The sequence below is a fragment of the Micromonospora marincola genome (assembly GCF_056150385.1).
Genome location: NZ_JAXCFT010000010.1, coordinates 136,909 through 157,251 on the forward strand (window position 1 = coordinate 136,909; position 20,343 = coordinate 157,251).

Sequence of the window (20,343 nt, forward strand, 5' to 3'; positions counted from 1 at the left end):
GGCGCGGGTTACCCGGCCCGGCGGCCCTCACTCCCGGTCGGGATCTCCGCGGCGAGCCCCTGGATCAGCAGGTCCAGGCCGAAGCCGAAGCGCTCGTCGCCGGTGCCCGCCATGAACTCGTCCAGGTGGGCGAGGATGCGGGGGTAGCTGGACGCCGGCAGGCCCTCGTAGTAGCCGCGGAGTTGCCGGTGCATGTTCGCCCACCAGGTCCGGGAGTCCTGCCCGGCGGCGCGGGCCTTCTCCGCGTACAGCGCGCCCTCGTAGGCGTCGCCGGCGATGTAGAGGAAGAGTCGGTCGAGGAACCAGGCCGCCCGCTGGGGCGGTACGCCGCTGGCGAGCAGGATCTCCAGCATCCCCTCGGTGACCCGCAGCGCGTTCGGGCCGGTGGGGATGGTGGCGAGCGAGGCGAGCGCCAGGTTGGTGTGGGTGGCGTACACCCGGTACGCCGCCCAGGCCACCTCGCGGATCTGCGCGGCCCACCGGGTCGGGTCCGGCGCCGGGACCACGATGTCGGCGCTGGCCCGGTCGACGAGCAGTTCGAGCAACTCCTCCTTGCCGGAGACGTGGGCGTAGAGCGACGCCGGCCCGGTGCCCAGCTCCTGGGCCACCCGCCGCATGCTCAGCGCCCCCAGACCCTCCCGGTTGACCAGGGCGAGCGCGGCGTCGACCACCGCGTCCTGGCTGAGCGGCGCGCGGGCCGCCCGACCCCGGGATCGGGTACGCCACGGCGGGGCGAGTTGGTCGCTCACGGACACCTCCGGCTGTCGGGACTCGAACATCGTACTTGCTGCGAACGCCGTTCGTTGATAGAACAACGTTCGACAACGAACGCTGTTCGTATCGAATGGGGGAACCATGACCGCCGAAATCCTGGTGCCGGAGCGCGCACCCGTCACCGGTCACCGCTGGCGCTGGGTCGCGCTCGCGGTGATCCTCAGCGCCGAGGTGATGGACCTGCTTGACGTGCTCGTCACCAACCTCGCCGGCCCGGCCATCCGGGCCGACCTCGGTGGGTCGCCCGCCCTCATCCAGTGGCTCGGCGCCGGCTACACGCTGGCCATGGCCGTCGGTCTGGTCACCGGCGGCCGGCTCGGCGACCTGTACGGCCGCCGCCGCATGTTCCTGGTCGGGGTGCTCGGCTTCACCGCCGCCTCGGCCCTGTGCGCGCTCGCCGCCGGACCGGGCACGCTGATCACCGCCCGGGTCGTGCAGGGCCTCTTCGGCGCCCTGCTCCTCCCGCAGGGGCTCGGCCTGATCAAGGAGATGTTCTCGGGCGAGGAACTCGCCGCCGCGTTCGGCGCGTTCGGCCCGGTGATGGGCCTCTCCGCCGTCGGCGGCCCGATCCTCGCCGGCTGGCTCGTCGACGCCGACCTGGCCGGCACCGGCTGGCGGGCCATCTTCCTGATCAACGTGCCGCTCGGCCTGCTCGCCGCCCTCGGCGCCGTCTGCTTCCTGCCCGAGTCCCGGGCCGCCCGGGCCACCCGGCTCGACCTCCCCGGCGTCCTGCTCGTCTCGCTCGGCGCGGTGCTGCTTGTCTACCCGCTGGTACAGGGCCGCGAGCTGGGCTGGCCCGGCTGGGCGCTCGCCATGCCGGTCGGCGCGGCGCTGGTCTTCGCGGTCTTCGCCCGCTACGAGCGGGTTCGGCAGCGCGCCGGCCGCGACCCGCTGGTCGTGCCGACGCTGTTCCGCCGGCGCGCCTTCACCGGCGGGCTGGCCGCCGGCCTGGCGTTCTTCACCGCGCTCACCGGCTTCTCGCTGGTGTTCAGCCTCTATCTCCAGCTCGGCCTGGGCTGGTCGCCGCTGCGCACCGGCCTGGCCTCGGTGCCGCAGGCGCTCGGCATGGTGCTCGCGTTCGTGCTGGCCGGCATGGGCCTCGCCCGGCGTCTCGGCCGGCGACTGATCCACCTCGGCCTCGTGGTGGTGCTGGCCGGCGTCGCCGGGATGCTGCTCACCCTGCGCCTGATCGGCGACGACGTCACCCCGTGGCGGCTGGTGCCCGCGCTGCTGGCGGTCGGCCTCGGAATGGGGCTGGTGATGGCGCCCTTCTTCGACATCGTGCTCTCCGGTGTGGACGAGGAGGAGACCGGCTCGGCCTCCGGCACGCTCACCGCCGTCCAGCAACTCGGCGGCGCGCTCGGGGTGGCGCTGCTGGGCACCGTCTTCTTCGACGCCGCGTCGGGCGGTGTCGGGCACGCGGTGCGGGTCACGCTCGTCGCGGAACTGGGCCTGGTGCTGGTCACCGTCGCCGGCGCGTTCCTGCTGCCGCGCCGGGCCCGCGAGGACGTGTAAGGAAGGGGCCCTTGTTAACGGATTCGGTAGAGGAAGGGCCCCCGCTTAACTGGTTCGGTCTGCACTGAGCGAGAACTGACAAGGGTTGTGCCGGGCGGCTGTTTGACGCGGTGGGGGAGACGTCAGTGAGGTCCGGGAGGCCGCCGCTCTTGAGCCATGCGGCGAACTCGCGGCGCATCTCCAAGGCGCTCGCGGCCCGGACCGCGCTGGCGGCCACGTCATGCCCGGCTGCCTGAGTTGGGTGGGTGTGTGGCTCGCCGTTCGAGTCGAAATCGGTGGAAGTCGTGCGCTGACCCTTCTCACCGCACCGCGCCGACGCGTGTCAGCCGACCGGGCGCTCCTGCTGGAAACCGCGAAGGAAGCTCCGCCACGCCTGCCCGTCGAAGAGGAGGACCGGGCCGCTCGCGTTCTTGCTGTCCCGCACGCCGACCCGACCGGAGAGGTTGTCCGCGACCTCGACGCAGTCGCCGGAGCCGTTGCTGCGGGTGCTCTTCCGCCAGGTCACCGCGCCCTGGTTGGTCTCGTCCACCCCGGTCGTCCCCTCAGAGCTGGTTGATCGCCTCCCGGATCAGGTCGCGCGACTCGCGGGCGCCGGCCGCCGTGGCGACCAGATGCTCGAAGACGCGGGAGTATTCCCTGACCTGTTGGCCCTCCAGGTAGAGGCTACCCGCGCGGGTCTCGACGTAGACGACGCCCGGGTCGGCCGGCTCCGGGAAGGCGAGCAGGCTGAAGGCGCTGCCCATCGAGCCGTATTCGCCGGCCGCGAACGTCAGGATCTGGACGGTGTTGCCGGGACGGTCGGCTTCCTCGGCCAGCCGATGCAGTTGCGCCGTGAACGTCTCCGCGCCGCCGACCGGCCGTCGCAGCGCGGCCTCGTCCAGCACCACCCACAGTTTTGGCGGAGACTCGTTGGACTGGCGGCGCATCCGCAGCTCGACGCGACGTTCGACCTCGTTGTCGGGCGCGTCCGGGTGTTCGGCCCGGACGACCGCGCGGGCATAGTCGGCGGTCTGAAGCAGACCCGGAATCAGTTGGGGCTGGAATGCCCGGATCTCCGACGCCTCGGCTTCCAGCCCGACGTAGACCTCGAACCAGTCCGGCAGGACGTCGTCAAACGCCTGCCACCAGCCGCGCTTACGGGCGTCCCGGGCCACCTGCACGAGCGCGTCGACCTCGTCACCCTCGACGCCGTAGAGGTGGAGAAGGGCCCGCGCGACCGGCGGCATCACGGACACCTGGGCGTTCTCGATGCGGCTGACCGCCGACTTGGAGATGCCGATCTCCTTCGCTGCCTGGTCAGCCGTCATGCCGGTCTGCTCACGGAGTCGGCGGAGGGCAGCGGCGAGACGCCGGCGACGGACGGTCGGACTTCCAGTCATGTCGGACAGTGTGGAGTATCCGAGCGCGACACGCAACGACCCTGGTCCAAATCGGGAGTTGCATAAAGGAACAGGCCCATGCACGATGAGTGAGGACTTCCTTCGGATCGGTGACGAGGCCGAGACGAATCCGAGAGTGCCCTGCCGCCGTACCGCCGAGGAGGGCTGCGGTGGCAGGTGCCGGGCGGGTCCGCCGGTGCGGGGCGGGGTCGGCGGTCCCGCCCCTCCACAGACTCGACGAGAGGTGCTCAGGTCATGACTGAACGATGGGTGATCCACCTGCCGGTCGTCGTGAACGATCTGCTGTCCGCCCAACGGTTGGCCCGAGTGGTCGCGCACTGGACGCACGTGTTGCCACAGACCGAGCCGGGCAGCACCACGGTCTCGCCGGAGGACGACCAGAACGTACGCCACTGGGTCTTCTGCGACCGCCGGGTGGCGGGCGCGCAGCGCTGTCGGCTCCGGCCCGACCACGACGGCGCATGCGCACGTCGGTTCCGGGTGCGGTGACTGCTGTCGGTACGCCATGCCGGCGCACCTGACAAATGTCACGGCGGGAAGGTGACGGCTGCTCCCGGGTCCGGGTCTCCGTACGCCGCAGCATGAGTGCATGACCGACACCGCACCGGCCGTCGAACTGGCCGGACTCACCAAGACCTTCGGCCCGGTGACCGCCGTCGACGGGCTCAGCCTGCGGATCACGCCCGGTGAGGTGGTGGCCTTCCTCGGGCCCAACGGCGCCGGCAAGACCACCACCGTCGACATGCTGCTCGGGCTGGCCCGCCCGGACGCCGGCACGGTCCACGTCTTCGGCGGCAGCCCGACCGACGCCGTCCGGCTCGGCCGGGTCGCCGCCGTGATGCAGACCGGCGGCCTGCTCAAGGACCTCACCGTCGCCGAGACGGTACGGATGACCGCGCACTTCTACGGCCACACCCGCCCGGTGACCGAGGTGCTGGAACGCGCCGGCATCGCCGAGATCGCCGACCGACAGGTGGGCAAGTGCTCCGGCGGCCAGCAGCAGCGGCTCCGGTTCGCGCTCGCGTTGCTGCCCGACCCGGACCTGATGGTGCTGGACGAGCCGACCACAGGGATGGACGTCGAGGGCCGCCGCGACTTCTGGCAGGCGATCCGGGCCGACGCCCGCTCCGGCCGGACCGTGCTGTTCGCCACCCACTACCTGGACGAGGCCGACGCGTACGCGGACCGGATCGTGCTGGTCCGGGCCGGGCGGGTGGTCGCCGACGGCACCACCGCCGAGATCAAGAACCTGGCCGCCGGCCGGATCGTGCGGGCCACCCTGCCCGGCGCCGACCAGGCCGCGCTCGCCGCGCTGCCGGGCGTCCGGTCCGTCGAGGTACGCGGCGACGCGGTCCTCGTGCACAGCGAGGACTCCGACGTCGTCGCCCGGCACCTGCTGACCCGGACCGACGCCCGGGACCTGGAGATCACCTCACGCAATCTCGAGGACGCGTTCCTCGCCCTGACCGCCGCCTGACCGGGAGCCTCGCCATGACCACCACGACCTCGCCCGACACCACCACCGACACGCGCCGGGCCGACCGCCGGCCGCCAGCCCTCGGCGGCTTCTCCGCCGCCGTACTCGGCATCGAGGTCCGCCGGGTGTTGCGCAACCGCCGCACGCTGATGTTCATCCTGGTCATGCCCGCGGTCTTCTTCCTCCTCTTCGGCCTGCCCTCGCGCGGCGAGAAGCTCGACAACGGCCTGCCGGTCACCGGCTGGATCATGATCAGCCTCGCCGTGTACGCGGCCATGGTGGCGACCACCAGCGCCGGCGCCGCCGTCGCCACCGAGCGCGCGTTGGGGTGGAGCCGGCAGTTGCGGCTGACCCCGCTGCGCCCCGCCGCGTACGTGGCCACGAAGGTGGCCACCGCGATGGTGCTCGGCCTGGCCGGCGTACTCGTGGAGTTCGTGGTCGGGGCGGCCTCCGGCGTCCGGCTGCCGGCGCACATCTGGCTGGAGTCCGGCCTGACCGCCTGGATCGGATCGCTCGTCTTCGCCGCGTTCGGCCTCTTCGTCGGCTACCTCGCCCCGGCCGAGAACGTCATGCAGTTCATGGGCCCGGCGCTTGCCATCCTGGCCATGCTCGGCGGCCTGTTCGTCCCGCTCGATCTGCTGCCCGACGTGATGCGGCAGATCGCCAAGTTCACCCCGGTGTACGGGGTCGGTCAGCTCGCCCGCGCGCCGCTGACCGGCACCGGGGTGGACTGGGCGGCGGTCGGCAACGTGGCCGCCTGGACCGCGCTGTTCGGCCTCGGTGCGACCCGCCTGTTCCGCCGCGACACCACCCGCGTCTGACCGGACGCGGGAGGCACTAGCGTGGTGGGCGTGACGCCGCCGCCCGGCCCCTTCCGGCCGGTGAACCGCCGCTGGCGGTTCACCGGCTGGCTGCTGGCGGCGGTATGGCTCTTCTTCCTCAACATCCCGTTCCTCACCGCCCTGCACCAGCCGGAGCTGTGGCGGCGGCTGCTCGGGCTCGGCTCCGTGATCGCCTTCGGCGTGGCGTACGTGCTTGTCTTCGAGTGGTCCCGCGCCCGCCGGCAGCGGCACCTCCCCACCCCGGTCGGCCAAGCCCGGCTGCTTGTCGCGCTGCTGCTGGCGCTCGGTCTGATCGGCATCCCGGGCACCGACGGGGACTGGTTGACCACGTTGGTCTTCGTGGCCGCCGCCGCGGTGTTCCTGCTGCCGCTCACGGAGTCCCTGATCGTGGTGGTGCTGGCCGCGGTGACCCCACCCGTCACCTCACGCCTGGTGCCCGGCTGGGAGTCGGAGAGCACAGTCGTCTTCGCGGTGCTGCTCGCCTCGTTCGCCATGTTCGGGGTGAGCCGGCTGGCCCAACGCAACGCCGAACTCCAGGCCGCGCAGCAGGAGATCCACCGGCTCGCGGTGGCCGAGGAACGCGCCCGTACCGCCCGGGACCTGCACGACATCCTCGGCCACTCGCTGACCGTGGTGGCGGTGAAGGCAGAGTTGGCCGGCCGGCTGCTGGAGTTGGACCCGGCCCGGGCGGCCACCGAGATCGCCGACGTGGAACGGCTGGCCCGGGAGGCGCTCGCCGACGTGCGGGGCACCGTCGGGGCGTACCGCGGGGTGGATCTGGCGTCCGAGTTGGCCGGCGCCCGGTCGGCGCTGGCCGCCGCCGGTGTCGTCGCGGAGCTGCCGGAGACGGTGCCGGCGCTGCCGGCGGACGTGGACGAGCTGTTCGGCTGGGCGGTCCGCGAAGGGGTGACGAACGTGGTGCGGCACAGCGGCGCGCGGCGGTGCGTGATCCGGGTGGAACCGGCGGCGGTGGAGGTACGCGACGACGGCCGGGGGCCGGCCGGCGAGGCGCCGACGACCGGGCACGGGCTGGTCGGGCTGCGCGAGCGGGCGGGCCGGCTCGATGCCACGGTGACCGTCGCCCGGTCGTCCGGCGGGCGCGGATTCCTGCTCCGGGTCACGCTGCCGGAGACGAACGGGAGGGTCCGCGGGTGACCGAGACGATTAGGCTGCTGCTCGCCGACGACCAGGCGCTGGTCCGGGGCGCGCTTGCCGCGCTGCTGTCGCTGGAGCCGGACCTCGCCGTGGTGGCCGAGGTGAGCCGGGGCGACGAGGTGGTGCCGGAGGCGCTGCGCACCCGGCCGGACGTGGCGCTGCTCGACGTGGAGATGCCCGGCCTGGACGGGGTGGCCGCGACTGCCGCGCTCCGGACCGCGCTGCCCGGCTGCCGGGTGCTCGTGGTGACCACCTTCGGGCGGCCCGGCTACCTGCGCCGGGCGATGGAGGCGGGCGCGAACGGGTTCGTGGTCAAGGACACGCCGGCCCGGCAGCTCGCCGACGCGGTCCGCCGGGTGCACGCCGGCCTGCGGGTGGTCGATCCGACGCTTGCCGCCGAGACGCTCGCGACCGGATCGAGTCCGCTCACCGAGCGGGAGACGGAGGTGCTGCGGACGGCCCGGGGCGGCGGCACGGTGGCCGAGCTGGCGGCGACGCTGCACCTGTCCGAGGGCACGGTCCGTAACCACCTCTCGGCGGCCATCGGGAAGACCGGCGCCCGCAACCGCGCCGACGCGGTCCGGTTGGCGGAGGCCAACGGTTGGCTGCTGGGTTGAAGGCGGGGGCCCCGCTTAACGCATTTGGTAGAGGCGGGGGCCCCGCTTAACCGGTGCCTGTTAAGCGGGGCCCCCGCCTAACCCGGGCGAGCGGGCGGACGGGGCGGGGTGGTCAGGGGAGGCGGTCGACGACGACGAAGCTGGTGCCGGGGACCAGTTCGGCGAGGAGCTGGCGTTGGGCGCTGCGGGTCAGCCGGATGCAGCCGTTCGTGACGTTCTCGCCGAGCGTGTCGTCGTTGTACCAGGTGTGCAGTCCGATGTGGGCGCCGCGCAGCCCGGTGGGCACCGCGTCCGGGTCGTCGGGGATCGCGCCGAGCGCGAAGATGTCGACCCCGCCGTAGACGTCCTCCGGGGGTGGCGTGCGGCCCAGCACGAAGGTGCGGCCGAGCGGGGTGAGTTGGCCGGACATGCCGAGACTGACCGGCCAGGTGTGGACGGTCCGGCCGTCCCGGCGCCAGGTGAGCCGGTGGGTGCGGCGTTCCACCACGACCTGGTCGCGCAGTACCACTGTGGTCCAGCCGCCGGCGGGCAGCCAGGCGATGGTGCGGTTGGCCGAGGGGAGCAGCACCGCGGTCCAGCCGACCCGGCGTTCGACGATCGGCATGGTCAGCCGGACGTCGCTGATGGTCGGCGCGAGGAACGCGAGCGGCCGGCCACCTGGTGCGTCGTACGCGGCGACCTTCCGGTTCGGACGCGCGCCCTCGTGCAGTGGCCCGGTGTCGGCGGGGGCCGGGTCGGCGGGGAAGCCGCCGGGCGCCGGAGCGTAGGTGACAGTCGGCAGGTCGGCCGACGCGGGCGCGGCGGGCGGCACGGATTCCACAGGCGGCGGGCGGGTGGGCGCCGGGGTGGTCGGGCCGACGACGACGGGCGTGGGCGGCGGTGCGCCGGTCAGCGCGTGGCCGACCAGCAGGGCGGTGGCCACCAGCAGCGGTACGCCGAGAGCGGCGAACAGCCAGCCGGACAGTCGCCGCCCCGAGATCTGGTCAAAAGGCACGAAACGACTGTAACCGACCGGAGGCCCCCACGCGGTGCGGGGGCCCCGGGCCGGGTCAGCTCAGCTTCGCGCCGACGTGGATGGCGATCGCGTCGTGCGGGTTGACTGTCGCGGCGAACCAACCCGCGGCGTCCACGGTGACCACCGGCCCGCTGCACGAGCCGTTGCGGAACGTGCCGTGGACGACGTCGCAGTAGCGGCCGGCCGGCAGTCCGGTGTAGTACGACCGGCCGGTCACCGCCGAGTCCTCGTCGTTGAGCGTCAGGTAGCCCTTGCCGGCCCGGCTGAACGCGATGTGCTGGTAGCCGTTGTCGTACCAGTTGGCGACCGCCGCGCCCTCGGTGGCGTTGCGGAAACCGACCATGTTGGCGATCACCGGCCAGCGGTGCTCGCACTCCCAGCCGGCGTAGCAGGTGGTGTTGGTGATCCGGTTGCTGCCGTCGGCTGGCGGGCCCTGGTCCTTGTTGCCGAACGTGAAGCTCGACATCACCGCCGGGGTGCCGTACGGCCAGGCCAGCATGAACGCGTTGGCGAGCGCGTACGCGCCACGGTCGCGGTAGGTGAGCACGCCGCCGTCGCGCTGGGTGTCGTGGTTGTCGGTGAAGACCACCGCGGATCCGCTCGGCAGGTAGCCCCAGGACTCGCCGAAGTTCCTCAGGTACGCCAGGCGTTCGCTTGTGAACATCCGGGCCAGGTCCTTGCCGTACCGGAACTCGTGGACGTCGCCGTTGCCCGTGTACTCGGTCGGCTGCACCGGCTCACCCGCGCCGTAGATGACCTCCTGCCGGACATGTGGTTGACCACCGCGTCGACGATCACCTTGACGCCGGCGTTGTGGCAGGTGTTCACCATCGACTGGAACTGGGCGCGGGTGCCCTTGCGGGACTCGATCCGGTAGCTGACCGGCTGGTAGGACACCCACCACGGGCTGCTGTTGACGTGCTCCTGGGGCGGGGACACCTGGACGTAGCCGTAGCCGGAGGGGCCGAGCGTGCTCGTGCACTCGCTCGCCACCGAGGTCCAGTTCCACTCGAAGAGCTGGACGATGACCTTCTTGCCGCCCGCGGGAGCGGCGGCGGCCGGGGGCGCCGCCACGGTGGTCGGGGCGAGCAGGCTCGCGGCCACGCCCAGGGAGAGCGCCGCGGCGCGGCATCGGCGTCGATGCATCAGGACTCCTACGGGTACGGCGTCGGTGCCGACTTCTTGCAGCCGGCACTGAAATTTTCCGCAAGGTTACGAGCGTGTTGCAAGAAATGTCAATGCATAGGCATCCGTAGTTGCGTGTGGCGCTACACGCGCGTCCGGTCGGGACGGTTCGAGGAATCGGTCGAGAAATTCGCCACCGGAGGTGATCCGTCCGGGCTGCCGCTCCGTACCTGAGTGGGGAGCAGGGTCGGCCGGTGGGGGCGCCGCCGCGAGACGATCGAGGAGCAGATGGGCCGGGCACAGCAGAACGAGAAGTCGACGACCGTCCGGACCACCACCACGAGTCGTGGTGTCCGGACCATGTCGAAGTCCGCGATGGTGGCACTCGGCGCCTCCGCGATCGGCCTCGTGTGGGCCGGAGTGGAGCTTGCCGGTGCCGGTGGCGTCATGTACTCGTACGGATTCTTCTTCACCGAGTTCTTCGCCGGGGTGGTCGCCCTGGTCTCACTCAGCCTCACCGTGATGCTGGGGCTGCTCGCCACGGACCGGCTGGTGCTGCTCATCCGGCACCGGGTGCTGCTCCAGTCGGCGCACCGCGCCACAGGCGTGCTCGGCGTGGCGGGGCTGGTGTTCCACGTCATCACCAAGATCGCGATCGGCCGGGCCGGGCCGACCGACGCCGTGGTGCCGTTCATCGGCGGCAACGGCCTCTACGTCGGGCTGGGCACCGTCGCCGCGGTGCTGATGGTCGGCGTGCTCTGGACCGGCCTGATCCGGGTCCGGTTCGCCGGCGTCGGTCCGAAGTGGTTCTGGCGCTCGCTGCACTCGATGGCGTACGTGTCCTGGCCGTTCGCGCTGTTCCACGGGCTCAACGCCGGCCGGGCCGCGAAGAGCTGGGTGGTGCTCAGCTACCTCGTGTGCGTGCTGCTCGTGCTCGTGGCGCTGCTCGTGCGCCTCTCCGTCCACCTCGGCAAGCGCAGCCGCGAGCAGCACCAGGCCGCCGCGCTGAACAAGGCGATGGCCGGCAAGGGCGAGGAACGTACCGGCGTGCTCGCGGCGCTGACCCGCAAGAAGGCCGCCGGCAAGGAGGACAGCGGTGCCGGCCGGGGCCGCTGGGCCGAGGCCACCGCCACCTGGACCGCGCCGGCCGGCACCGCCCGGCAGCGCGACCCCGAGCGCTTCGCCGTACCCGTGGTGCCGGAACCCGGGTCGCTGCGCGAGCCGGTCCGCGCAGCCGCCGCCCGGCGACGCACCGGGGAGCCGGCCGAGCCGGCCCGCCGCACCCGGACCCAGGAGGTCCCGGCCGCGCGGCGCACCGCACGGCGCGACGACGACCGGGTGACCACCACCCGGGTACGCGACGACGAGCGCGAGCCGGCGCGCCGGAGCCGGGACTCCGAGCGGGTGCCCGCCGTGCGGCGGAACACCGAGGAGATGGAGCTGGTCGGCCGGCGGGACGAGGAACGGCCCCGCCGTCGCCGCCGCGACACCGAGGAGCGGGTCAGCCGCCGGTCCCGGGCCGACGAGGACATGGCCGCGCAGTACTCCGCGCCGCCGGAGAGCGGTGGCCGCCACTCCGCGCCGCCGGACACCGGAGGCCGCCACTCCGCGCCGCCGGACAGCAGCCGGTATGCCACCGCGGCCGAGGTGGCCCGCTACTCCGCGCCGCCGCGCCCGACCGACGAGGCGGAGGAGCCGTGGGACAGCCCCCGCCGCTGGGCGGGCGAGCCGATCTCGGCCGGCCCGATCTCGGCCGGCCCGATCTCCGGCACCCCGATCTCGGCCGAGCCGCGCAGCGGCACCGGCCGGCGCTACCGGGACGAGGATGAGGTGCCGGAGGAGCCGGACTACTGGCGCCCGCCGGCCCGCTACGCCGCCGCCGACGACGCGTTCGTCGACGACACCCCCACGCTCGTCGACCTCGCCTCCCGCCGGGCCATGCGCGCCACCAAGGAGACCCGTTCCGGCCGCCGCAAGAAGGCCGACGCGGACGCGGTCGACGGGGCGTACTGGGCCGGGCTGCGGGGTGAGGCCCGGTGATGCGGACGACCGTTCCGCCGGTCGCCTGCGTCGGGGAGCCCCGGCTCACCGCCGGCTTCTCCGAGTTCGGCCGGCTCGACCTGCTCGCGCACGAGGAGGTGCACGGCCCGATCGGCCCGATGGAGCCGGGCGCGTTGCTCCGGCTCGCCGAGGCCATCGACCTCAAGGGCAAGGGCGGGGCGGGCTTCCCGTTCGCCCGCAAGCTGCGCGCGGTCCTGGAGTCCTGCGAGCGGCAGGACCTCGCCGCCGTGGTGGTGGTCAACGCCACCGAGGGCGAGCCGGCCAGTTGGAAGGACAAGGTGCTGCTCACCCGGGCCCCGCACCTCATCCTGGACGGCGCCGCGCTCGCCGCGTTCGCGCTCGACGCCGAGGAGATCGTGATCGGGGTGGCCGACGACGACGTGGGCCGGCCCTCGCTGACCGAGGCGTTGCAGGAACGGCGGATGCCGGTGCCGACCACAATCGTCACCGTGCCGCACCGGTTCATCTCCGGTGAGGGCGGCGCGCTCGTCAACGGCATCAACGGGCTGCCGCACATCCCGCCCGGCACCAAGAAGCGGTCAAGCGACTCCGGCGTCAACGGGCTGCCCACCCTGCTCTCCAACGCCGAGACGTACTCCCAGCTCGCCATCGCCGCCCGGATCGGCCCGTACGAGTACGCGGCGCTGGGCACCGACGACGAACCGGGCACCGTACTGCTCACCGTCACCGGGTCGGCGAAACGACCGGCCGTGGTGGAGTGCGCCGCCGGCACCCCGCTGCGCGAGATCCTCGACCTGTGCGAGGTGCCGCCCGGGCCGGGCATCCTGATGGGCGGCTACCACGGCAAGTGGATCACCGCCGAGGCGGCCGACCGGGCCGAGGTCTCCCGCAAGGGGCTCACCGCGGTGGGCGGCACGCTCGGCGCCGGCATCATCGTGCCGCTCGGCGCCGACACGTGCCCGCTCGGCGAGGCCGCCCAGGTGGTCCGCTACCTGGCCGGCGAGTCCGCCGGGCAGTGCGGCCCGTGCAAGATGGGCCTGCCCGACCTGGCCCGCTCCGTCGACCTCGCGGTGTCCGGCAGCGCGCCGATCGAGCTGGTCCGGGCCGCGGCCGGCGACGTCAAGGGACGCGGCGCGTGCAGCCACCCGGACGGCACCGCCCGGTTCGCGCTGTCCGCCATGGAGGTGTTCGCCGACGACCTGCGGCTGCACGCCACCGGGGAGGGCTGCGGCAAGCGCGTCAAGGGCGTGATGGGCCTGCCCGGCTCGCCCGACGGCAACCCGCAGAAACTCACCCTGGACTGGTCCCGCTGCGACGGCCACGGGCTCTGCGCGCACGTGGTGCCGGACTTCATCCGGCTCGACGGCAACGGCTACCCGGCCTTCCCGCCCACCCCGGTGCCGACCTGGCTGCGCGAGGGCGCGCTCAAGGCGGTCAAGGTCTGTCCCGAACTCGCGCTCCGGCTGGTCAAGTCCGACTAGCCGGCCACTCCAGGGAGCCGCCGATGCCACCCCGTACCGTCCGACACCTCGGCGCCGCCACCGTGCTTGCCGTCACGCTCGCCGGCACGGCGGCCTGCACGGTCGGCGCGGACCGGACCGCCGCGCCGGTGGACGCGGTGGCCGCCGCGCCCTCCGCCGCCGCGACCACCACCGGCCCGGCCGCGACCGCCACGGCGTCGCCGGCCGCGCCGGTGACCGTGCCGAAGACGCTGTCGTTCAGCGGAAAGACCCTCGACGGTACGGCGTTCTCCGCCGCCGCCCTCGCCGGGCGGCCGGTCGTGCTCTGGTTCTGGGCGCCCTGGTGCGCCACCTGCGCCAGCCAGGCGTGGACCGTCGCCGAGATCGCCCCGAAGTACCGGGACGCCGTGCCGATCGTCGGCGTCGCCGGGCTGGGCGAGCAGAAGGCGATGAAGGAGTTCGTCACCGAGTTCGACCTGGCCGGAACCCCGCAGCTCGACGACCGGGCCGGCGCGGTGTGGCGCCGGTTCAAGGTGGTCGAGCAGAGCACGTTCGTGGTCCTCGACCGGGACGGCAAGGTGGTCCACCAGGGCTTCCTGGACGGTGACGCGCTGACCCGGCAGGTCGAGACGCTGGCCCGGGGATGACCGGCGCGCTGCTGCTCGCGCTCACCGCAGGCATGCTCGGCGCGGTCAACCCGTGCGGCTTCGCGATGCTGCCCGCGTACCTGTCGCTGCTTGTGGCCGGCCCCGGCGACGGGCGCGGCGCGGTCGGCCGGGCGCTCACCGCGACGGCCGGGCTGACGCTCGGGTACGCGCTCGTCTTCGGCGCGTTCGGGCTGGCCGTGGCGCCGGCCGCCGACTGGCTGCGCCCCCGCCTGCCCTGGCTGACCGTGACCCTCGGCGTGCTGCTGGCGCTGGCCGGCGTCTGGTTGCTCGCCGGCCGGCGGCTGCCCGCGCCGCGACCGTTCACCACCGCGCCCCGGCTCACCCGCACCTGGCCGTCCATGGTGCTGTTCGGCGCCGCGTACGCGCTCACGTCCTTGACCTGCGCCATCGCGCCGTTCCTGGCGATCGTGGTGACAAGCCTGCGGGCCGGTTCACCGCTGCGCGGGCTGGCGCTGTTCGGCGCGTACGCGCTCGGGATGGCGCTCGTGGTCGGCGTGGCCGCGCTCGCGGTGGCGTTGCTGCGCGGCCGGGTGGTGGCCCGGCTGCGCGGCGCCGGCGCGTGGGTGCCGCGGTGCAGCGGCCTGGTGCTGTTTGTCGCCGGCGGCTACGTCGCCTGGTACGGCTGGTACGAGGTGCGGCTGGCCCTGGGCCGGCACGAGGCCTTCGGTGACCCGGTGGTGGTGGCCGCCGCCGCCGTCCAGCAGACGCTTGTGCGCGCGCTTGACAGCGCCGGGCCGGCGCTGCTCGCCGCGCTCGCGCTGGTCGCGGTGGGCGTGGTGGTAAGGAGGGGCCCCCGCTTAACGCATTCGGTAGAGGAAGGGGCCCCGCTTAACACCACAGGAGACGCGCGACGGGGGCCGGCGGAACCGGCCCCCGCGCGTCGGGTGATCAGCGGGTCGGGGTGAGGCGGTCGGTGCCGAGCTTGTCGCGCAGCACCTCCGGCACCACCACCGAGCCGTCGGGCTGCTGGCACTGCTCCAGGATGGCCGGGAACAGCCGGCTGGTGGCAAGCGCCGACCCGTTGAGGGTGTGCACGAACCGGGTCTGCTTGCCGCCCGGCTCGCGGTAGCGGATGGCCGCCCGGCGGGCCTGGTAGTCGCCGGCCCAGGACACCGACGACACCTCCTTGTATTTCCCGGTGCTCGGCATCCAGACCTCGATGTCGAGCGTCTTCTTCATCGAGGCGCTGGCGTCGTCGGCCGCCAGCAGGCTGGTCTGGAAGTGCAGGCCGAGCGCGCCGACCAGGCCCTCGACGTGACCCACCATCGCCTCCAGCGCGGCGTCGGCCTGCTCCGGCAGCGTGAACTGGAAGATCTCCACCTTGTTGAACTGGTGGCCGCGCACCGTGCCCCGCTCGTCGGAGTGCGAGCCGGCCGCCTCACGCCGGTAGCAGGGCGTGTAGGCGAACGCCTTCAACGGCAGCTTCGACGTCTCCAGGATCTCGTCCTGGTAGGCGCCAAGGATCGCCGTCTCCGCCGTGGGCAGCAGGAACTGGCCGCGCGGGGCGGACTGCCGGTCCAGGTGGTAGACGTCGTCGTAGAACTTCGGGAACTGCCCGGCGGCGAAACCGGCGGTGTCCAGCAGCAGGTGCGGCGGGAGCAGGAATTCGTACCCGGCGTGGATGTTCTGCTCGATCAGCCAGTTGACGAGCGCCCACTCCAGGCGGGCGCCCAGGCCGGTGTACATCCAGAAGCCCGAGCCGCCGAGCTTCACGCCCCGCTCGTGGTCGACCAGGCCGAGCGCGCGGCTCAACTCCACGTGGTCGCGGACCTTCTCGATGGCCGGCGCCTCGCCGAACGTCCGCACCACCCGGTTGGCCTCCTTGCCGCCGGCGACCACGTCGTCGGCGGGCAGGTTGGGCAGCTCGCTCATCGCCGAGCGCAGCCGGGACTGCACCTCGTCGAGCTGGGACTCCAACTCCGCGAGCTGCTTGCGCTCGGCCTCCGGGGCGACCGGCTGCGGCGTGGCGCCGGACCGTTTCGCCTCCGCGTACGCGCGCGCCTCGGCCTTGCGGCGCTGCCGCTCGGCGTCGATCTCCGTGATCAGGGCGCGTCGCTCCTGGTCGAGCCGCTGGACGTCGTCAAGCGCCCGGGTGACCTCGGCGGGATCCAGACGCTTCGCCAGCGCGGTCGCCACCGCCTCGCGATCCTTCCGGATCAACTCCATGTCGAGCATGCTGCTCGTACGCCTCCGTCCAGGCAGTCAGGTGGGACCCCCAGATGCTACCGTCGCGGCCCCGCCGACCCGGGCCGGGCCGGGGCTACAGGCGCACCGGCATGAGGACGGAGAACGCGCGCGCGTCGTCGGCCCGGCGCACCGCCAGTGGCGTGATCGGCCCGTCCAACTCCAGCACGAGCTGACCGCCGCCGGCGTCCAGCGCGTCGAGCAGGTACTCCCGGTTCAGCCCGACCCGCAGCCCACCGTCCGTGCCGTCGGCGGCGGCCGGGTCGACGAGCCGCAGCTCACCGCGGCCGTCCAGGCCGAGCGCGACCACCTCGTGCGCGACGCCGTCGTGCGTCAGGTGACACACCCGGACACCGTCGGCGGTGAGCGCCGCGCGCAGCGCCGCGCCGTCCACCGGGATGCGGTACGCGGGCGCGTCGCCGAGCTGCGCGCGCAGCAGCCGGCGGTAGTCCGGGAAGTCGTAGGGCAGCGGGACGGCGGTCAGCGTACGGTCGGCCACGGCGAACGTCACCCGGTCCGCGACGACGGCTTCCACGGTGGCCGCGTCGGCGTCCAGCAGCGCGCACAGCTCGTCCACGGCGGCCACCGGCAGCAACGCGCCCACCGGCGGGCCGTCGACCCTGGCGTCGACCCGGGCCACCGCCAGCCGGTGCCGGTCGGTGGCGATCAGGTGTACGCCGTCCGGCTCGACCGTCAGCAGTACGCCGGACAGGGCCGGCAGCTCCGGGTCGGCGCCGACGGCGAAGCGTACGGCGGCGACGGCGGCGGTCAGGTCGGTGCGGGACAGCACGAGGCGGGTGGTCACGACGGTCTCCTCCGGGTCGATCAGGCTACGGATCCGGGAGAGTTCGCGGCGCGCGTCGGTGAGGCCGTCCTCCAGCCGGCGCAGGTGCGCGTCAAGCAGCCGGTGCACCTCGGCCGGACGGTGCCGGTGCCGCAGCGCCTCCGCGATGCCGGCCAGCGGCATGCCCACCCGGCGCAGCCCGGCGACCAGGCGGGCCGGGCCCACCTGGTCGCCGGTGTACCAGCGGTAGCCGGTCACCGGGTCCACCCGGGCCGGCGGCAGCACGCCGCAGCGGTCGTAGAACCGCAGCGCGCTCACCGTCAACCCACTGGCCCGGGCCAGCTCGCCGATGCTGCGAAGCTCGCTCTCCACAGCGGTCATCCTGTGCCCTCCACCAGGTCGAGGGTCAACTGCCCGAAGTGTTAAGCGGGGGCCCCGCCTCTACCGAAAGCGTTAAGCGGGGGCCCCGCCTTACTGCTCCAACGTGCGGAAGGTGATGCCGGCGCGCACCAGGCGGTCAAGCAGCGCGTCGCCCATCGCGGCCACCGGGGTGAGCTGGCCGGCCGTCGTCGGCAGGTCGTCGAAGGCCAGGCAGAGCGCCGACTCGGCGAGCATCTTCGCGGTCTCGTCGTAGCCGGGGTCGCCGCCGGCCACCTCGGTCACCACCCGCCGGCCGCCGCCGGCGCCCACGAACCGCACCCGGAACCAGGACTTTGCCCGCTGCTCGGCGCTCGGCCCCTGCCCGGAGGCGAGCCGGCCGAGCAGCCAACGCCGGGTCGGCGGCAGCTTCACCAGCCCCATCACACCGGCCAGCCCGACCCCGGCGACGAGCACCGTGGGCAGTCGCTTCAGCGCCGCGAAGTGCCGGTACCGGAAGTCCGGGCCGTACTCCGGGCGGGCCGCCGCCGACCGGCGGACGATCTGCGGGTCGATGGTGGGCAGCGGCACCGCCCACTTGCCGAACTCGCGTACCCGCCCGACCCTGCCCGGCACCGCCCGCACCCGCCGCCCGTCCGGTCGCGGCTCGACCGCCCGGCGGGCCTTCGCCGCCCGGCTCGTCTCGTCGGTGCGGGAGAACGCGGTGAGCGCCGAATGGTAGGTCCCGGCGGAGAACCGGCCGCCGGCCCGGACGTAGCCGTCCACGGTGACCAGCCCGTCCGTGGGGAGCTGCTTGACGGTGTACCAGGCGCCCAGGTCGTGCGGGATCGAGTCGAAGCCGCAGGCGTGCACCAGGCGGGCCCCGGTGCGCGCCGCCTCGGCGTGGTGCCGCACGTACATCAGGTCGACGAACTCCGGCTCCCCGGTGATGTCGACGTAGTCGGTGCCGGCGGCGGCGCAGGCGGCCACCAGCGGCTCGCCGTGGTGCACGTACGGGCCGACGGTGGTGGCGACCACCCGGGTGCTCTCCGCGACCGCCCGCAGCGACGCCGCGTCCGTCACGTCCGCGGTGAGCAGCGGCAGCTCGGCCAGCCCGGGGTCGATCGCGGCCAGCCGGTCGCGTACGGCGGCCAGCTTGGCCGGGTTGCGCCCGGCGAGCGCCAAGCGCAGCCGGTCCGGCGCGTGCCGGGCCAGGTATTCGGCGGTGAGGCCGCCGGTGAAGCCGGTGGCGCCGAACAGGACCAGGTCGTACGGGCGGTCGGTGGGCATCCGCCGAGTGTGCCATCCGAACCGGCCGGGATCACGGGGTGAACACGGTCCGGACGCATCCGTCCGTCCGGTCGCGGAACAGCGCGTACCCGTGTGCGCCCCGGTCCAGCGGCAGCCGGTGGGTGGCGAGGTGCTCGGTGACCAGCTCGCCCCGGGCCATCCGGTCCAGCAGCGCGGGGATGGCGTCCGGCCCGGCCCGGCTGCCGCCGCGTACGGCCAGGCCCTTGTCCGTCACCGCGCCGAGCGGGAACCGGTCCACGAACGGTGTCCCGCCGCCGAGCACCACCACCGTGCCGCCCTTGCGGCAGGCGTGCACCGCCTCGCCGAGCGCCACCCCGCCGTCCGGCCCGGACGACGGCCACCGCGCCGGTGCCGACGGTGGGCCCGCCGCGTCCACGCACACGTCCGGCCCCCGGCCGCCGCTGCGTTCCCGCAGCTCGGCGAGGACGTCCACGGACCTGTGGTGGAGCGGCTCGGCGCCGGTGTGCCGGGCGACCATGTCCAGGCGGTCGTCGTGTTCGTCGACCACGAGCACCCGGGCCGCGCCGCGGGCCACGGCCGCCCCGGCGGTGAGCTGGCCGACCGCGCCCGCGCCCCAGACCGCCACCACGTCGCCCGGCGCGACGCCGCCCAGCTCCACCCCGTGCCAGCCGGCCGGCGCGGCGTCCGCGGCGAAGACCGCCCGGTCGTCGTCGACCTCCTCCGGGACGGGGTGCGCGCCGACGTCGGCGTAGGGCACCCGGACGTACTCGGCGTGGCCGCCGGCGAGGCCGCCGAGGCGGGCCGGCCGGCCGTAGCACCCGGCGGACGGCGGTCCCCACGCCGGCTCGGCCGCCGCGCCGCTGGTCCCGTTGTCGCAGCAGGCCAGCAGCCCCTGCCGGCAGAACCAGCACGCCCCGCAGGCGACCGCCGCGCCGACCACCACCCGGTCGGCGACCCGGTGCCGGCGTACGTCCGGCCCGACCTCGACCACCTCGCCGAGGAACTCGTGCCCGAGCACCTCGCCGGCCGCCGCCTCGGGCACCCGCCCGGCCAGCAACGGCAGGTCGCCGCCGCTTGTCACGCTGCGCCGCACCCGGACGATCACGTCGTGGGCGTTGCGCAGTTCCGGGTCGGGGACCTGGCGTACGGCGAGCGCGCCGGCGCCCTCCCAGCACAGCGCCCTCACTCCGCCGCCCCCGGGCGGTCGAGCGGGGAGCGGTCGGCCCGCAGCACCTCGCCGGTCTCCAGGAGCTGCCGGGTCTCCCGGAGCACCTGCCGCAGGAACCGGCCCGGGTCGTCGCCGACCAGGTGCGCGGCGAGCCCGGGAAGCGTCGGCGTCCCGCCCAGCGGGCGTACCGCCAGCTCGGTTCCGCGCCCGCCGGGGGCCGGGCGGGCCCAGACCTCGACCGCGCCGTCGAGCCGGCGCAGCGGCTCGGGCCACCGGCCGGCCGGGAGCACCTGCTCGGGTCGGCCGGTCACGGTCACCACCTGCCAGCGCGCCGGCCGCGGGTCGGTCGCGGGCCGCCGCCGTACGAGGGCACGCGCGCCGCCGGCCACCACGGCGAGCGCGCCGCCGGCGAGTCGTCCGGTCCGAGCCACAGGCCCCTCCCGAGGTCGCGGTCACTCCGGGCGGCCGGCGGTGCGCGGCCGGCCACCCGCGTTCCTCCACGGTGACG

At 74.0% G+C, this 20,343-nt stretch carries 21 protein-coding genes; 10 read left to right on the plus strand and 11 right to left on the minus strand.

From position 1 onward, the window contains the following. Positions 1-8: 8 nt before the first annotated feature. Positions 9-749 (minus strand): TetR/AcrR family transcriptional regulator C-terminal domain-containing protein, encoded by a 741-nt coding sequence (locus SM450_RS21235; protein WP_474621488.1) that lies wholly within the window; start codon positions 747-749, stop codon positions 9-11. Positions 750-855: 106 nt separating this feature from the next. On the opposite strand from SM450_RS21235, the gene SM450_RS21240 reads away from it, so the two are divergent. Further along, positions 856-2,289, plus strand: coding sequence for an MFS transporter (locus SM450_RS21240; protein ID WP_474621489.1), 1,434 nt, complete (start codon positions 856-858; stop codon positions 2,287-2,289). Between the two features lie 322 nt (positions 2,290-2,611). Here SM450_RS21240 and SM450_RS21245 read toward each other — a convergent pair whose 3' ends face one another. Next, positions 2,612-2,818, minus strand: coding sequence for a DUF397 domain-containing protein (locus tag SM450_RS21245; protein WP_474621490.1), 207 nt, complete (start codon positions 2,816-2,818; stop codon positions 2,612-2,614). A gap of 13 nt (positions 2,819-2,831) precedes the next feature. Further along, positions 2,832-3,668, minus strand: coding sequence for a helix-turn-helix domain-containing protein (locus tag SM450_RS21250; protein WP_474621491.1), 837 nt, complete (start codon positions 3,666-3,668; stop codon positions 2,832-2,834). A 255-nt stretch (positions 3,669-3,923) separates the two neighbouring features. Here SM450_RS21250 and SM450_RS21255 point away from each other — a divergent pair, with 255 nt between their 5' ends. From SM450_RS21255 to SM450_RS21275, 5 genes are all read left to right on the plus strand, one after another. Further along, a complete protein-coding gene (locus SM450_RS21255) occupies positions 3,924-4,178 on the plus strand; it encodes a hypothetical protein (RefSeq protein ID WP_474621492.1) in 255 nt (84 codons plus the stop codon). A gap of 100 nt (positions 4,179-4,278) precedes the next feature. Then, positions 4,279-5,166 carry an ABC transporter ATP-binding protein gene (locus tag SM450_RS21260; protein ID WP_474621493.1) on the plus strand — a complete coding sequence of 296 codons (888 nt, stop codon included), beginning with the start codon at positions 4,279-4,281 and terminating at the stop codon, positions 5,164-5,166. A 14-nt stretch (positions 5,167-5,180) separates the two neighbouring features. Then, a complete protein-coding gene (locus SM450_RS21265; protein WP_474621494.1) occupies positions 5,181-5,987 on the plus strand; it encodes an ABC transporter permease in 807 nt (268 codons plus the stop codon). A gap of 30 nt (positions 5,988-6,017) precedes the next feature. Further along, positions 6,018-7,163 carry a sensor histidine kinase gene (locus SM450_RS21270; protein WP_474621495.1) on the plus strand — a complete coding sequence of 382 codons (1,146 nt, stop codon included), beginning with the start codon at positions 6,018-6,020 and terminating at the stop codon, positions 7,161-7,163. After that, positions 7,160-7,780 carry a response regulator transcription factor gene (locus tag SM450_RS21275; RefSeq protein ID WP_474621496.1) on the plus strand — a complete coding sequence of 207 codons (621 nt, stop codon included), beginning with the start codon at positions 7,160-7,162 and terminating at the stop codon, positions 7,778-7,780. The genes SM450_RS21270 and SM450_RS21275 overlap by 4 nt, the downstream gene beginning before the upstream one ends. Positions 7,781-7,892: 112 nt before the next feature. Here SM450_RS21275 and SM450_RS21280 read toward each other — a convergent pair whose 3' ends face one another. Genes SM450_RS21280 through SM450_RS21290 form a run of 3 tightly spaced genes read right to left on the minus strand, consistent with a single transcriptional unit; the run spans position 7,893 to position 9,941 of the window. Continuing rightward, on the minus strand, positions 7,893-8,774 hold the full coding sequence (locus tag SM450_RS21280) for a L,D-transpeptidase (protein WP_474621497.1): 882 nt from the start codon (positions 8,772-8,774) through the stop codon (positions 7,893-7,895). Positions 8,775-8,829: 55 nt separating this feature from the next. Beyond that, complete coding sequence (locus SM450_RS21285; RefSeq protein ID WP_474621498.1) at positions 8,830-9,528, minus strand: alpha amylase C-terminal domain-containing protein; 699 nt, start codon at positions 9,526-9,528, stop codon at positions 8,830-8,832. Then, a complete protein-coding gene (locus tag SM450_RS21290; RefSeq protein ID WP_474621499.1) occupies positions 9,429-9,941 on the minus strand; it encodes an alpha-amylase family glycosyl hydrolase in 513 nt (170 codons plus the stop codon). The genes SM450_RS21285 and SM450_RS21290 overlap by 100 nt, the downstream gene beginning before the upstream one ends. A 213-nt stretch (positions 9,942-10,154) precedes the next feature. Here SM450_RS21290 and SM450_RS21295 point away from each other — a divergent pair, with 213 nt between their 5' ends. From SM450_RS21295 to SM450_RS21310, 4 genes are read left to right on the plus strand one after another with little or no spacing between them, the layout of a single operon-like run. Continuing rightward, entirely contained in the window at positions 10,155-11,960 is a 1,806-nt protein-coding gene (locus SM450_RS21295) for a ferric reductase-like transmembrane domain-containing protein (protein WP_474621500.1), read from the plus strand. After that, positions 11,957-13,423 carry an NADH-ubiquinone oxidoreductase-F iron-sulfur binding region domain-containing protein gene (locus SM450_RS21300; protein ID WP_474621501.1) on the plus strand — a complete coding sequence of 489 codons (1,467 nt, stop codon included), beginning with the start codon at positions 11,957-11,959 and terminating at the stop codon, positions 13,421-13,423. The genes SM450_RS21295 and SM450_RS21300 overlap by 4 nt, the downstream gene beginning before the upstream one ends. Before the next feature lie 23 nt (positions 13,424-13,446). Beyond that, positions 13,447-14,049, plus strand: a complete 603-nt coding sequence (locus SM450_RS21305; protein WP_474621502.1) for a TlpA family protein disulfide reductase — start codon at positions 13,447-13,449, stop codon at positions 14,047-14,049. Next, positions 14,046-14,975, plus strand: coding sequence for a cytochrome c biogenesis CcdA family protein (locus SM450_RS21310; RefSeq protein WP_474621503.1), 930 nt, complete (start codon positions 14,046-14,048; stop codon positions 14,973-14,975). Before SM450_RS21305 ends, SM450_RS21310 begins: the two co-directional genes overlap by 4 nt. Here SM450_RS21310 and serS read toward each other — a convergent pair. The 5 genes from serS to SM450_RS21335 form a co-directional block, all read right to left on the minus strand. Then, the gene (serS, locus tag SM450_RS21315) at positions 14,959-16,245 is read right to left on the minus strand and encodes a serine--tRNA ligase (RefSeq protein ID WP_474621504.1); all 1,287 of its coding nucleotides are present in this window, start codon (positions 16,243-16,245) and stop codon (positions 14,959-14,961) included. The two genes, SM450_RS21310 and serS, sit on opposite strands and share 17 nt — an antisense overlap. Positions 16,246-16,330: 85 nt before the next feature. Beyond that, positions 16,331-17,419: a DNA polymerase III subunit beta family protein gene (locus tag SM450_RS21320; protein WP_474621505.1), complete on the minus strand. Its 1,089-nt coding sequence runs from the start codon at positions 17,417-17,419 to the stop codon at positions 16,331-16,333. Between the two features lie 90 nt (positions 17,420-17,509). Next, positions 17,510-18,685, minus strand: coding sequence for a saccharopine dehydrogenase family protein (locus SM450_RS21325; RefSeq protein ID WP_474621506.1), 1,176 nt, complete (start codon positions 18,683-18,685; stop codon positions 17,510-17,512). Between the two features lie 31 nt (positions 18,686-18,716). Further along, positions 18,717-19,853 carry an alcohol dehydrogenase catalytic domain-containing protein gene (locus SM450_RS21330; protein ID WP_474621507.1) on the minus strand — a complete coding sequence of 379 codons (1,137 nt, stop codon included), beginning with the start codon at positions 19,851-19,853 and terminating at the stop codon, positions 18,717-18,719. Next, on the minus strand, positions 19,850-20,266 hold the full coding sequence (locus SM450_RS21335) for a hypothetical protein (RefSeq protein WP_474621508.1): 417 nt from the start codon (positions 20,264-20,266) through the stop codon (positions 19,850-19,852). Before SM450_RS21335 ends, SM450_RS21330 begins: the two co-directional genes overlap by 4 nt. Between the last annotated feature and the right edge of the window lie 77 nt (positions 20,267-20,343).

Coding starts and splice junctions, on each gene's coding strand:
- SM450_RS21240 (WP_474621489.1), top strand. CDS start 856: ATGACCGCCGAAATCCTGGTGCCGGAGCGCGCACCCGTCACCGGTCAC.
- SM450_RS21250 (WP_474621491.1), bottom strand. CDS start 3,668: ATGACTGGAAGTCCGACCGTCCGTCGCCGGCGTCTCGCCGCTGCCCTC.
- SM450_RS21255 (WP_474621492.1), top strand. CDS start 3,924: ATGACTGAACGATGGGTGATCCACCTGCCGGTCGTCGTGAACGATCTG.
- SM450_RS21260 (WP_474621493.1), top strand. CDS start 4,279: ATGACCGACACCGCACCGGCCGTCGAACTGGCCGGACTCACCAAGACC.
- SM450_RS21265 (WP_474621494.1), top strand. CDS start 5,181: ATGACCACCACGACCTCGCCCGACACCACCACCGACACGCGCCGGGCC.
- SM450_RS21290 (WP_474621499.1), bottom strand. CDS start 9,941: ATGCATCGACGCCGATGCCGCGCCGCGGCGCTCTCCCTGGGCGTGGCC.
- SM450_RS21305 (WP_474621502.1), top strand. CDS start 13,447: ATGCCACCCCGTACCGTCCGACACCTCGGCGCCGCCACCGTGCTTGCC.
- SM450_RS21310 (WP_474621503.1), top strand. CDS start 14,046: ATGACCGGCGCGCTGCTGCTCGCGCTCACCGCAGGCATGCTCGGCGCG.
- serS (WP_474621504.1), bottom strand. CDS start 16,245: ATGCTCGACATGGAGTTGATCCGGAAGGATCGCGAGGCGGTGGCGACC.
- SM450_RS21320 (WP_474621505.1), bottom strand. CDS start 17,419: ATGACCGCTGTGGAGAGCGAGCTTCGCAGCATCGGCGAGCTGGCCCGG.
- SM450_RS21325 (WP_474621506.1), bottom strand. CDS start 18,685: ATGCCCACCGACCGCCCGTACGACCTGGTCCTGTTCGGCGCCACCGGC.